The sequence below is a fragment of the Sinorhizobium chiapasense genome (assembly GCF_045277575.1).
GTDB classification, from domain to species: Bacteria; Pseudomonadota; Alphaproteobacteria; order Rhizobiales; family Rhizobiaceae; genus Ensifer; species Ensifer chiapasense_A.
Genome location: NZ_CP144206.1, coordinates 2,266,222 through 2,278,160 on the forward strand (window position 1 = coordinate 2,266,222; position 11,939 = coordinate 2,278,160).

The 11,939-nt window shown below is 59.3% G+C and carries 10 protein-coding genes and 5 pseudogenes; 8 read left to right on the forward strand and 7 right to left on the reverse strand.

The genetic code is table 11. The features are described from left to right. Positions 1 to 81: 81 nt before the first annotated feature. From QM996_RS29285 to QM996_RS29300, 4 genes and pseudogenes are all read right to left on the reverse strand, one after another. Positions 82 to 2,259, reverse strand: coding sequence for a putative bifunctional diguanylate cyclase/phosphodiesterase (locus QM996_RS29285; protein ID WP_334197351.1), 2,178 nt, complete (start codon positions 2,257 to 2,259; stop codon positions 82 to 84). Positions 2,260 to 2,379: 120 nt separating this feature from the next. Beyond that, complete coding sequence (locus QM996_RS29290; RefSeq protein WP_500270422.1) at positions 2,380 to 2,688, reverse strand: CheR family methyltransferase; 309 nt, start codon at positions 2,686 to 2,688, stop codon at positions 2,380 to 2,382. Next, entirely contained in the window at positions 2,604 to 2,855 is a 252-nt protein-coding gene (locus QM996_RS29295) for a CheR family methyltransferase (RefSeq protein ID WP_500270516.1), read from the reverse strand. Before QM996_RS29295 ends, QM996_RS29290 begins: the two co-directional genes overlap by 85 nt. Before the next feature lie 392 nt (positions 2,856 to 3,247). After that, positions 3,248 to 3,920, reverse strand: a pseudogene (locus QM996_RS29300) (LuxR C-terminal-related transcriptional regulator). Between QM996_RS29300 and QM996_RS29305 the strand changes: the two are divergent. Beyond that, positions 3,853 to 4,986, forward strand: a complete 1,134-nt coding sequence (locus QM996_RS29305) for an EAL domain-containing protein (RefSeq protein WP_500270423.1) — start codon at positions 3,853 to 3,855, stop codon at positions 4,984 to 4,986. The pseudogene QM996_RS29300 and the gene QM996_RS29305 overlap by 68 nt on opposite strands. On the opposite strand, the gene QM996_RS29310 is transcribed toward QM996_RS29305, so the two are convergent. Together QM996_RS29310 and QM996_RS29315 are read right to left on the reverse strand one after the other, a co-directional pair. After that, complete coding sequence (locus tag QM996_RS29310; protein ID WP_334197353.1) at positions 4,916 to 6,004, reverse strand: diguanylate cyclase domain-containing protein; 1,089 nt, start codon at positions 6,002 to 6,004, stop codon at positions 4,916 to 4,918. The two genes, QM996_RS29305 and QM996_RS29310, sit on opposite strands and share 71 nt — an antisense overlap. Positions 6,005 to 6,291: 287 nt before the next feature. After that, positions 6,292 to 6,507: pseudogene (locus QM996_RS29315) on the reverse strand (putative pterin-binding protein); the annotation flags it as partial. Positions 6,508 to 6,578: 71 nt separating this feature from the next. Here QM996_RS29315 and QM996_RS29320 point away from each other — a divergent pair. The 7 genes and pseudogenes from QM996_RS29320 to QM996_RS29350 all read left to right on the forward strand — a co-directional run. Continuing rightward, positions 6,579 to 7,166 (forward strand): annotated as a pseudogene (locus QM996_RS29320) (integrase core domain-containing protein); the annotation flags it as partial. Between the two features lie 189 nt (positions 7,167 to 7,355). Then, positions 7,356 to 7,997, forward strand: a complete 642-nt coding sequence (locus tag QM996_RS29325; protein ID WP_334197355.1) for a peroxiredoxin-like family protein — start codon at positions 7,356 to 7,358, stop codon at positions 7,995 to 7,997. An 84-nt stretch (positions 7,998 to 8,081) separates the two neighbouring features. After that, positions 8,082 to 8,363, forward strand: a pseudogene (locus tag QM996_RS29330) (transposase); the annotation flags it as partial. A 143-nt stretch (positions 8,364 to 8,506) separates the two neighbouring features. After that, positions 8,507 to 8,878, forward strand: a complete 372-nt coding sequence (locus QM996_RS29335; RefSeq protein ID WP_500270517.1) for a transposase family protein — start codon at positions 8,507 to 8,509, stop codon at positions 8,876 to 8,878. Positions 8,879 to 8,892: 14 nt separating this feature from the next. Continuing rightward, on the forward strand, positions 8,893 to 10,131 hold the full coding sequence (locus tag QM996_RS29340; RefSeq protein WP_500270518.1) for an ISL3 family transposase: 1,239 nt from the start codon (positions 8,893 to 8,895) through the stop codon (positions 10,129 to 10,131). Positions 10,132 to 10,173: 42 nt separating this feature from the next. Next, on the forward strand, positions 10,174 to 10,443 hold the full coding sequence (locus tag QM996_RS29345) for a hypothetical protein (protein ID WP_334197356.1): 270 nt from the start codon (positions 10,174 to 10,176) through the stop codon (positions 10,441 to 10,443). Positions 10,444 to 11,051: 608 nt separating this feature from the next. Beyond that, a pseudogene (locus tag QM996_RS29350) lies at positions 11,052 to 11,234 on the forward strand (IS66 family transposase); the annotation flags it as partial. Between the two features lie 224 nt (positions 11,235 to 11,458). Here QM996_RS29350 and QM996_RS29355 read toward each other — a convergent pair. Next, a complete protein-coding gene (locus QM996_RS29355) occupies positions 11,459 to 11,929 on the reverse strand; it encodes a MarR family winged helix-turn-helix transcriptional regulator (protein WP_500270424.1) in 471 nt (156 codons plus the stop codon). Positions 11,930 to 11,939 lie beyond the last annotated feature (10 nt).

Genomic DNA, 11,939 nt, shown 5'->3' on the forward strand with positions numbered 1-11,939 from the left:
CCGGAAAGCACGGCGATCGCCGAAGCTACACCACTCCCTGGGACGTCATCGATGGGGACCGCGAGACAGGATGCAAGGGCGTCATTTTGTAGGCTGAATGAAGGGGGTGCCCTCATTGCTCTTCGCATGATGAAGCCGTTCATAGGTCTCCATTTGCGCCTTCCTCGACCGTCGTTCGATGACCCCCAACACCTGCTTGGCGGGTAGGGGGCGTGCCACCAGGTAACCCTGGACCTCATCGAAACCTTCCGCCCTGATGAGGTCGAATTGCGCCTGCGTGTCCACGCCTTCGACTGTTGTTGTTATTCCCAACGCTCGTCCGATGGCGGCAACCGCTCGGATGATGGCCAGAGACTCCTTGCCGGTCGGCAAGTCGCTAACAAAGCTGCGATCAACCTTGATCTTGTCGAAGGGAAAGGTTCGCAAGTACCGGAGTGAGGAGTAGCCTGTCCCGAAATCGTCCATCGCAATTTTTGTTCCCAGCTGCCGGATCTGCTGAAGAACGAGCAGGTTCCCCTCGCTTTCGTCAAGCAACACCGACTCGGTGATTTCAAGCTGCAAACGCGAAGCATTCAGCCCGGTTTCTCTGAGAATGTCGGCGATGGTGGTGGCGAGCCGTCGGTCTCGAAATTGCAGCGGAGAAAGGTTTACGGCCACGCTGACATGTGGCGGCCATTTGGCTGCCTCGGTACATGCCTGACGAAGAATCCATTCCCCGAGCGGGTCAATCAGACCGGTTTCTTCTGCTATCGGGATGAACTCGGCCGGGGACACTGGCCCCTTTTCCGGATCCGTCCACCGCACAAGCGCCTCACAGCTCGTGATCTGACCCGTATGAACCTTGATCAGAGGCTGGTAGTGCACCTCCAACTCACCATTGGCGAGCGCGCGTCGAAGTGCGATTTTCATCTTCTGCCTTGCCTGGAGGTGAGTGTCCATGCCCGGCTCAAATTGCGCGTAGCTCCCGCGGCCGTTGCTCTTCGCTCGGTAAAGGGCTATGTCCGCAGCCTTGATAAGCTCATCTGCCGATTGGCCGTCTCTCGGGGCAAAGGCAAGCCCGATATTCACCCCTATATCGGCATGCGTGCCTTCCAGATCGTAGGGGACCCCAACTGAATCGATGATCCTCCGCGCCAGTCTCAGCACGTCTTCAGAGCGATGCATGCCAGGCCTCACGACGAGAAACTCGACGCCGCCAAGACGAGCGATGATATCGGTTTGTTCGACACATTGCCTCAGGCGATCTGCCACGCGGCGCAGCAACAGGTCCCCGACGGCATGCCCATAGGCATCATTCACCGTCTTGAAGCCGTCGAGGTCCAGGCTGAGAACTGCCGCTTCCGCCGTACCTGTGCATTTGTCCATCAGGTGGTCAAACGCCTCACGTACGAACTGGCGGTTTGGCAATCCGGTCAGAGCGTCGTGTCGTGCCATGTGGTGCACTTGCTTCTGCGCGCGCAAACGCTCTTCTTCCGCGTTGCGACGCTCGGTAATGTCCAGAACGATGCCGACATAACCGAGAAACGCGCCGTCGGAAGCAAAACGCGGCTGCCCGACGTCAATGACCCAAGCCCAGCTGCCGTCGGTGCGCCGGAGACGACATTCTACCCGCACAGGCTGACGGAGACGGAAGGCCGCCTGGAAGCCACCTTCGACCTCTTCGCGGTCCTCCGGATGGATGGCGTTGACCCATCCAAAGCCTTGGGCCTCCTCTGGTGTCTGCCCGGTCATTTCGAGCCAAAGGCGGCTATGGTAAGTGTCGGCGCCGCTTTCATCGGTCACCCAAATCATAACCGGAGCGTGGTCCGCGATTGCCCGAAAACGAGCCTCGCTCTCCTTGAGAGCCTCCAGCGCTTTGCGTCGTGCGGTAACATCCAGGATCGTCGCCACAACCACCACTTCCTTCGAGTTCCCCCTGATCAATTCGGCGCGACGTTTCTGGGTCACAAGGCTCCGCACTGTTCCGTCGGCGATGGTGATCTCTTCCTCGAACAAGAGTTCCCGCCCGCTAGAGAGAACTTGTTTATCGATCTCACGAATGCGATCGGCCTCCGCTGTTGGCAGGATGTCATGATCCGTGCGGCCAGTCAGCTCACCGCGCTCTCTGCCGACAAGGGCACATGCGGCATCATTCAAGAAACAGAAGCGAGAAAGCCCATCCTTAATGATAACAGGCTGCGGGATTGCGTTGAGGATGACTTCGATCTCGTCATCGAAGTGCACAAACTGCCCCGCGGACGTGGGTTGCGTTTCTTTCATGGCGCTTCGAACGGTCCATTTTAGACAAGAAGGGCTGGCGGCAGTGGCTTATTGCCCGCCCACACATAACTAAAACCGCGTCCAAGGTGAAATGGGGCGAAGCTGCGCGTTGTCAACACTCTACGGTAGTAACGGTAAACAAGAAATGAGTGCAGGCGCGGTCATGAGCCAACCACCGGCGACCAGGCAGTCGAACAACTGACGCGCGATGCGCCGGACGGCGGCCGCGCTGAGATAGACGAGCACGTTGCGGCAAAGGATCAGGTCGATATCCGCCAAACCTTTTTCAGACGCCGGAAGCATATCGGTTCCAAGGCAGACGCTCGTGAAGCGGACTCGCTGCGCTAGTTCTCTCTTGAGCAGGAACCGCCTCCCGTGTCTCCGGAAATACCGGTCCTTGAGGTGCGGTCCGTATTCCTGAGAGACCATTCGCCGTAATCCGCCAGCTTGGCGTCGGCGAGCGCCCTTCGAGAGATGTCGGACGCGGCGATGCGAGCCTTGCCCGAGAGCCCATCCTCTTCACAGAGAATGGCAAGGGAATAGGGCTCCTCCCCCGTTGCGCAGCCGGCGCTCCAGATCCGGAGTTGCGCCGGCAGCTTGCCGCCGGCGCAACTCCGGCAGAATTATCTGCCGGACCAGTTGGAACTGCGTGGGACCGCGGAAGAAGCAAGTTTCTCCAACGGTCACCTCGTTCAGCAGCTCGTCGGTCAGATCCTGTCTCGCGCCGATCTGGTCGAGAAGAAGCCGGGCATCGTCTTGTCGGCGACCCGCGAAGCGACGGCGTCGATTCCGCGGAAGTTCGCGCCTGCCGCGCCCCGCGCCGCATTGCCGGATTTCTGGCCGCTCGGTCGCGCCTGGCTGTCGCTTGGCGCATTCCCGTTCCACGTCCGTTCCGCTGCTATCGTTGCTATGACTATGCCCCCGAATGCGATTCGACTATTCGTCCGCATGGCCAGGGACCGGCCTATCCGATCGGACTATGTGGGGGTCATCTTTCCGGCGTTGGCAACAGACGCGCGCCGGCTGCCGCCGCTTCCTGGCGGTTCCTCACGAGCAGGCTGCGGAAGAGAGCCGCCATGTGAATCTTCACCGTGCCCTCTCCAAGGCGGAGCTTGCGCGCTATTTCCTTGTACGAAAAACCCTGAACGAGCAGCCAGAGGACCTCCCGTTGCCGCGGCGTGAGGAATTCGATCGCCCGCTGCGGGAGCTTCTCCGGGCGGACTTCCCCGATCGGCAGCGGGTCCGGTTCTGGCGAGAAGGGCGTGCGTCCGGCGATCGACGGCGGGACATAGACCGAGCCGTTCAGGCGAATGGCCACGGCGAGATCCGTGGCGCCGAGGCCCTTCGGGACGTAGCCGTGAATGCCGGCGGCAAGCGCCGCCAGAATGTCGGAGCGGCGCGCTGAAGCCGAGACCACCGCCACCTTCAGCGCCGGGTGGATGTCACGAACCGCACCCAGGCTCGCTTTCCATGCCCGGCATGGCGAGGCCGAATAGCGCAAGCGAGATGTCGCCGCGATCCGCCAGGCGTTCGATCGCTTCATCGAGAGAGGCGGCCTCGACGACCTCCGTGAAGCCCAGTTGATTTTTCAGGATGGCCGCGAGCGCGATCCTGAAGAACTCGTCATCATCCGCGACAATCGCGACGTTAAACGCATTCATCGGCGCTTCCCCTCAAGTCAGGCGCTACCACGCCCTGCCATCAAGCGGCCACGGAGCCGCAGTCCGTCGACGGGGACTACAAAATGACTTGCAACTAACGATCGTGCCCGGTCATTGGTTCCCGCCCGGCCCACGTGTTATCGGTCGAAGGCTGTCGCCTGGAGAATTTATACCCGTTGCCGAAAGCACGGGGCAGATCGTTGAGATCGGCCGCCTCATGCTGGAGGCGGCCTGTCGCGACGCGCGATCGTTTCCGCGCGACATGCGAGTTTCGGTCAATACGTCGGTCGTCCAGTTGATGCGCGACGATGTGGTATCGACCGTGTCCGGCCTGCTTGCAGCCACGGGACTACCGCCACACCGGCTCAGACTGGAGGTCACCGAATCGGTTGTCATCGCGGATGTCGAGCGGGCGCTGACAACGCTCTCTCGCCTGAAGGCGCTTGGGGTTTCAATCGCGCTCGATGATTTCGGAACGGGCTATTCAGCACTGGCCTATCTGCGCTCGTTCGCTTGGGATGAGCTGAAGATTGATCGGAGCTTCGTCCAGGGCATCGCCGATGATCCGCAGAGCATGGCCATCGTCAGGGCCGTTGTGGCTCTTGCCGGTGAACTCGGCGTCTCGGTGGTAGCCGAAGGCATCGAAACACCCCTTCAGCATCGATTGCTATGGGAAGCCGGCTGCCAGATCGGCCAAGGTTACCTCTACAGCAAGCCTGTTCCCGGGAGGAATTGGAAGCGGCCATCCGCTCGGTGCGGCGCATCGTTCCAAACTCCGGATCGCCACAACGGTCTCGTGTCATCGAGGAGCTCGGATAGGTTTAGCCGGTGCAAGGTTCAAGATATGCTATCGGCGAACATCTTGCCGAGAATACTTAAAGGATGGTCTGACGCGACGACGATCCATGCACCCCTGAGCGCCCAAGCGCCTTGGCGCTCCGGCTCTCACGAGCCCGATCGCCGGGTGACAGGCACCGCCGACGGTTTCGCGCTGCTCAGCGATAGATATCGAGCACCCAATCACCTGCGGAGCGGCGCCAGCGGGCCAGCGCTTCGACACCGATGACGTGGCCTGTGCCCAGATCCACCTGCAATTGATAAAATGGGATGATGCCCCCGGTCTCGATCGCCTCGTCGAGTTCGGCCTCCGTCCGGCTGCGGCGAGTGACGATGGCCCGCATTTTTGGCGCGAAGGCGACAATGCTTCCTCGCCCACTCGATTTGGCGTGATTGAGGGCAAGGTTGGCGTTGAGATGGAGCCGGTCGTTCTCCTCGTCGTCATCCCCCGACACGGCCCAACCGACCGATGCATCGATGATTACTGTCCCGGCTGCACCGACATGGGGGGCGCGTAGCGACTGCCGCAATCGGTTCGCCTGGTTGGCCACCTCTTCCTTGCCGCCCTCCAGGTGCAGCAGCACCATGAATTCGTCGCCGCCAAATCGGGCCACCACATTCCTCTTATCCCACTGGCATACGTCGGCCCGGAGGCGCCGGGCGACGGAGATGAGGAGTGCATCGCCAGTTCCATGGCCGAGGGTGTCATTGATCCCTTTGAAACCGTCGAGGTCGATAGCCAGCACCGCGATGCGGGCACTGTCGGAACCGAGTCTCATGACGGCGGCACTCAGCGCGCCATCAAAGGCTGTGCGGTTAGGCAGACAGGTCAGCGGATCGTGGCTGGCGAGGAACGCAAACCGCTCGCCGTTCTCTCGCAGCCGATGGTTGGCGCGGGCGAGCGAGCGGTTCTGGATACCGGCCAGGACGAGCAAGCCGAGCCCCGTGACAAAGAGGCTGGTAATCAGAACATGTTGGATAAACTGCCGCTCTCGCAATGTGTCGCGGATGTCTTCCGCCTGCGTCAAACTTGTCGAATACGCACTCGTACCGATCCGGGTCAGCGCTACGCCCACCTCGTCGAGTTCGGTCAAAGCAATCCCAAGAGCTTTGGGTTCAAGCTGCTCGAGACGGTCGAGCACATTTCCGAGCGCCTTGATTCTCAGGGACAATTCATTGAACTGCACGCGCAGTCCCGGCGAAGAGTCGAGAAAGTCGCGAAAAGCCCCGGCGTTCCAGGTGCGCATCCGCCCAACGAGGATCTGGTAAGGCGAGCCTGTTGCGCATGGGTGGGATCGTGCGTCAGGGTGAAGCACGCAACATCCCTCTGGAGCCGAGCCATTTCCAGCCGGCCTCCTGCACCTGACCAAGCAACGTCGTAACGTAGCACCCGGTCGAGAGCATAATCGGAGGCGTTGATGGCGTAGGTAAAGGCTGCGGCGGCGATCGCCAGGAACAGCAGAATAAGAATGCCAAACCATCGAGCCCAGTCGAAAGCGGTCATGGATTTGGGGGAGCGGTACATCGGGCTGTATTACTCGATCGTGATGGTGCGAACCTGCCAGACGGAACGTGAGAAATAGATCTCACTTTTGAGTTCCGGCTTGTCGTCAAAGGGGTAGATAACGAACAGAGGGCCCTTGTCGGCAACCTCCATGTACCTGCCGTCCTGCTTGAGAGCCAAGATGGCGCCGTGCTCCGAGAAGTCGGAGAGAGGAATTTCGATGGCGTAGTCGTTGAGTGCGACGACAAAAGCAGATGTCTCGACCGAAGCGGAGCCCGGCACAGACCCCGGCAGCGGTTGCCGACGCGATCGCGACGTTGCGCCGCTACGAGCGCGACAGGCCGGGCGAGATGATCCACATCGACATCAAGAAACTCGGGCGCTTCGAACGGGTCGGCCACCGCATCACCGGCGATCGCACCGGCCAGTCCAACAGCCGCGGCATCGGCTGGGAATTCGTCCATGTGTGCATCGACGACGCCTCGCGCGTCGCCTTCTCGCAGGTCTTGCCGGACGAGCGACAGACAAGCGCCATCGCCTTCCTCAAGGCGGCGGTCGCCTACTACGCAAGCCTCGGCATCACGGTCGAACGCGTCATGACCGACAACGGCTCCTGCTATCGGTCAAAAGCCTTCGCCAAGGCGTGCCGCACGCTCGGCCTCAAGCACATCCGCACCAGACCCTACACGCCGAAAACCAACGGCAAGGCCGAGCGCTTCATCCAGACCGCGCTCCGGGAATGGGCCTATGCCGTCGCCTATCCGACTTCAGACCAGCGCGCCGCCGAGCTGCCCGCCTGGCTTCATCGCTACAATTGGCACAGCCCGCACGGCAGCCTAAAATCTCAAACGCCCATCAACAGACTCGGCCTGACCGAGGACAACCTCTTGAGGCTCCACAGCTAGAGCGGGCGAGCCACGGGTGCTTTTTTCGTGTTATGATGAACCTGCAGCGCGTAACCACGACCTCGACAATATGGCAGAGGCCGAACGCTATTTTTTGCTCCGGCGCAGGAAGTTTTGCGCCCCAGAGTAGGCTTAACGCCGAAGCTGGGTGTACTGGCTTTTCCTGACTCCGGGTGGGGAGGTAGTCCCATGTCCACGAGTAGTGTCGACCGCCCGTTGCAGCCGGGCGACCGGGCCCCGAACATAGTGCTCGATGCGATATCGCGCGACGGCAAGATCGCGCTCGATGATTTTCGAGGCCGGAACCCGTTGTTGATAGGTATGTTTCGCGGTCTACACTGTCCGTTCTGCCGGCGCCATGTCGCGGCGATGGCGCAACTCAAGCCGGCCCTGCATGACAAAGGCGTCGAATGCCTGGCGGTCGTCATTACGCCGGTCGAGCGGGCGCGGCTCTATTTCCGCTACCACCCGGCCCCCGATCTTCTCGCTGCATCCGACCCAGAGCGGGCCTCGCACCGTGCTTTCGGCTTGCGCGAAGTCGGGGTGGACACGGTCATGGCGATACGTGTCCATCTCCCGGGCGAGTTGCCCGAGCCTATGGATGTCATGGCAATGGACGAGTTTCTCAATAAGAAGGAAGGATATGAGATTACGGAAGCCGATCAGCAGGCGATGGTTTCCAGCCAGGGGCAGCTTGTCGGTCAGTTCCTAATCGACCGAGGGGGCATCGTACGCTGGAGCTTCACTGAAGTTCTGGAGGCTGGTCTCAATACGTTCAGGACACCGAATCCCGAGGAACTGATGTCGGCAGCTTCGCAAGTTTCACATTAATAGGCGGCAGAAATAGACTGCTGAAAACTCGTTCGACGACCACCGTCCCTAGGAGATCCTGTGAATTTAGATGAGGCTCAGGCGCCGGTCAGCGACGACACGATCTTGCGGCAATTGAAGCACAAGAATTCGGCGTCCATGCAAATAGATAATATCCGGGTTGTGGGCATTGATGATTGGAGCTGGCGGCATTCCTCGCGGTACCACACGATCATGGTCGATCTCGAGCATCATTCGGTCGTCGCGGTTCTGGACGACTGCAGCGTCGAGAGCGCAAAAGCATGGTTCCAAGAACGTCCGGCCATCGAGGTTGTTAGCCGAGATCGCTGTGGTCTATATGCCCAGGCAGCCCGCACCGCAGGTCCGCCAGGTGGCTGACTCGTCTTCTTTTGCGCCAGCAGGGGCCTCACCTACAGCGAGATTGCAAGGTGTCGTTTGGCAATTAACTGGGGTCTTCCTCAATTTCTGTGGTTAACAGAGTGTTAACGCCTCGACTGCTATCTGCGGGGATGCGAGCGCAATTGAAATGGTCACCCGGCCCAGGGGTCACGGTTCTGGGTATTACCCTTCAAGACGAAGAAAACTGGGTTGTTGTTTCTGCCGCTGCCAAACCTGTCGGTATCTACCCGGATTGTGGAACGCAAAGCCGGCATCGGCACGGCTGGCACAACCGCCGCCTCCAGGACTTGCCTGTTCAAGGTCAAGTTGTGAAAATCGAGCTCGCACTGAACCGGTGGCAGTGCAGACACCGGAAATGCGGGCGACGAACCTTCACCGACAGGGTGCCTGAGATTGCTTCACCCTATATGCGACGAACTGAACGGATGGCTGAGATTGTGGGCTTGGTTGGTCACAAGATGGGCGTCCAGGAGAGCACTTGATGCATCGGCTTGGCATGCCGGTCAGCGACGACACGATCTTGCGGCAATTGAAGCGCGGTAATCCGGCGTCCATACAAAAAGACACTATTCGGGTTGTGGGCATCGATGATTGGAGCTGGCGGCATTCCTCGCGGTACGGCACGATCATGGTCGATCTTGAGCGTCATTCGGTCGTCGATGTTTTGGAGGACCGCAGCGTCGAGAGCGCAAAATCTTGGTTGCAAGAGCGTCCGACGATCGAGGTCGTGAGCCGAGATCGCTGTGGTTTGTATGCTCAGGCAGCCCGAGAGGGCGCCCCGCAAGCCCTCCAGGTGGCTGACCGTTTTCATCTGGTCCAAAATCTCAGGGAGGCGATCAAGGAACAGATGAGCGTTTACGGTCACGCCCATGTTAGACCCATTCTCTCCGAAGATGCTATCGCCAGCGCCAGGTCACAACAGCGCCGTGCCCGCTTGGCGCACAGGCAATCTCGTCAGGAAATATTCGACACGCTTCAAGTTTTGCGGCAGCAGGGCCTCACGTACAGCGAGATTGCAAGGCGGACCGGATACGAGCGCCGCAGCATCGCGAATTGGCTTACTTCCAATGCACCTCGAGACAGGAATCGGGCGGCATTGAATCCGACATCGCCACTGTATTTCGAAGCTTTTCTGGCTGAATGTTGGAAAAATGGAAACCGAGTAGGGCGCCATCTGTTTTACGATATCAAGAACCGCGGTTACACGGGCAGCCGCTCCAATCTGGAGCGCCTGTTGAAAGTGTGGCGTGAGGTCGAAAACATTCAACCCGACCAGCCGCCTCCGGAGACGGATGTTTCAGAACCCGTCCGCGATCCTGACACGGGCCATATGATCTCGTCTGTGGTGGCAGCAGCTTTGTGCATAAAGCCTCGCGGCTTGCTGACAGATCGCCAGGCCAGAAAGGTCAATGCGTTGAAGCAGGGCTCTCGAGCGTTCGCCATCATGCGTGGCTTGGCCATGCGCTTCAACGGCATCTTGCGCAGCAGGAGCCCGGACGCGCTGGATGAATGGATCGACGATGCCATCGACACCGAGCTCACGGCAATTATGCGTTTCGCCAGCGTTTTGCGCCGGGATATTGATGCCGTCAAAAATGCAATCGAACTCCCGTGGAGCAACGGTCAAGCCGAAGGGCAGATCAACCGCCTCAAGATGCTGAAGCGAGCAATGTACGGTCGCGCCGGCCCACAACTGATGAAGGCGAGAATGCTGCCACTGAATCACAGAAATTGAGGATGAACCCGATTAAATGCAAAACGACAGCGTCTGAAAGAGTTGTCCGCGGAGATCGACGAGCGGTTTCGTCAGTGTAACCTGGTAACTTATCGCCAGATCGCACTGGAAAAGGGATCCGTCTGGGATCTAATCGCCGAGCGCAACCTTCCTGAAATGATGTCAGCTTGGACCCTCTCTCCGGCAATTGCCAAAACATTCAAAGGTGGCGTGCCACCTGAAGGATGGCAGGGCGTCATCGTTGCGCTCAAACCGCCCGCCGGCAGCATCATCCTAAACCTCGACACCTTGTATCGGTCCGACCATTTTTAATCGCCTTAGATCGCGAGAGGGGCTTCATCACGGGGTGTGCCGATGGAGCCGGGCGCTACGGCGGAACACAATCCGAGGTCGTATTGGAGATCGATAGTCTCAACAGCAGCGATATATACGCGCTTGGTGGCTACTCCGCTGACCGCGACACACTCATCCGTATCATGTTTCATTCGAACCCGACACCCGAGTTGATCGCGTGGTTTGACCATCACAGTAAGACAGCGGGCGTTGCTCCTGGACCTATGTGGCTTAAGGCGATCCGTTGGTACGGGTCATGAAGCGAATGCAGCCGCATATCGAACGACTGAAGCCGATTAAGGCCGCCGAGATGGCGGCAGGCGGCATTGTCCCGATCAGGACGTAGGAATTTGCGCATCTTGGTTTTTGACTGCATCAGAAAATTATATAGCTACTACAATGCTGTATCTGCTCCCAATTTCATCCTGTTCGGTGCGCCAGTTTTATACAGGAATAACAAGCACTTGCATTTAACCATCTGCCAACGCTAGTGTTAGCGTCATCTGTTGTTTGCCGGCCGCGGAAGAGTAAAAAAGTCGGCCAACCGGAGAGTACAATGATCGGGGACTTTGGAGACCGCAACTCCAGTCCGTGACCTCTTTACACTCTGGCAGGCAACTTTGGCGCGGGTGTCGGGAAAATCCAAACTCGCCGAAGCTCTCCGGTATGCCATATCGCGTCGCGACATATTCGAGCGCTTCCTGACCGACGGCCGTGTCAAGCTCGACTCCAACATTGTCGAGCGAGCTATCAGACCCCAGGCCATCACCTACGCCGCCTGAACGGCCCCGGCTTGTCGCTTACACTGCTCCTCATTTGGCGGGAAGAGATCAATCGGGCACTCCGACAATCCCGCACGTTGCAATATATGTCGTAATGCGACATAAATAAAGCGTCGGTTTACTCCCGCTTCTCCGGGTGACGAAGGCGGAATAGTTCAAAGCAGGAACTGGGCCGGGATGAGCAATTGCGCGCACGCAGTTGATAAAGGCTCTCAGAGTGGGCCTTTAATCTGGAGATCGTTAAGCAGCTCTATCAAGCGCGGGGCCATCTCCCGGATCTCGGTCAGATGAATGGCGCTCAATCGCGTAAGGATGTCTTCCGCCTTCGCAGTAAGCGCAAGCGTCTGGCGGCGCCTGTCATGCGGATCGAGCTCACGCGTGACATAGCCGGCCCCCACGAGCCGCTCGACGAGTTCGGAAGCGGTGTGCCGGGCAACGACCAGGCGCTCGGACAAGTCTCCGACCGTCATGGGAGCTTCGCCGCGATGGCCTTTGATGGCCAGCAGGGCCTGATGTTGCTGACTTGGGAGCCCCTCGTGCTGTGCTGCCGACGTCGAAAAATCCGTAAAACGCCGCAGGGCGTAGCGCAGGTTGGCAAGCGCCTCGTAGTCGGCATCGGTGAGTGCGTCTTGTTTCTTGGTCACAGACTTTGGCACCAGGAGTGTTTCACGGGCTATGCGCATAGCGCTCGCG

Excerpts from the sequence above, each read along its gene's own strand:
- QM996_RS29285 (WP_334197351.1), bottom strand. The coding sequence starts at position 2,259 with ATGAAAGAAACGCAACCCACGTCCGCGGGGCAGTTTGTGCACTTCGAT.
- QM996_RS29290 (WP_500270422.1), bottom strand. The coding sequence starts at position 2,688 with ATGGTCTCTCAGGAATACGGACCGCACCTCAAGGACCGGTATTTCCGG.
- QM996_RS29305 (WP_500270423.1), top strand. The coding sequence starts at position 3,853 with ATGGCCGCGAGCGCGATCCTGAAGAACTCGTCATCATCCGCGACAATC.
- QM996_RS29310 (WP_334197353.1), bottom strand. The coding sequence starts at position 6,004 with ATGCGCACCTGGAACGCCGGGGCTTTTCGCGACTTTCTCGACTCTTCG.
- QM996_RS29325 (WP_334197355.1), top strand. The coding sequence starts at position 7,356 with ATGTCCACGAGTAGTGTCGACCGCCCGTTGCAGCCGGGCGACCGGGCC.
- QM996_RS29335 (WP_500270517.1), top strand. The coding sequence starts at position 8,507 with ATGCGAGCGCAATTGAAATGGTCACCCGGCCCAGGGGTCACGGTTCTG.
- QM996_RS29340 (WP_500270518.1), top strand. The coding sequence starts at position 8,893 with ATGCCGGTCAGCGACGACACGATCTTGCGGCAATTGAAGCGCGGTAAT.
- QM996_RS29355 (WP_500270424.1), bottom strand. The coding sequence starts at position 11,929 with ATGCGCATAGCCCGTGAAACACTCCTGGTGCCAAAGTCTGTGACCAAG.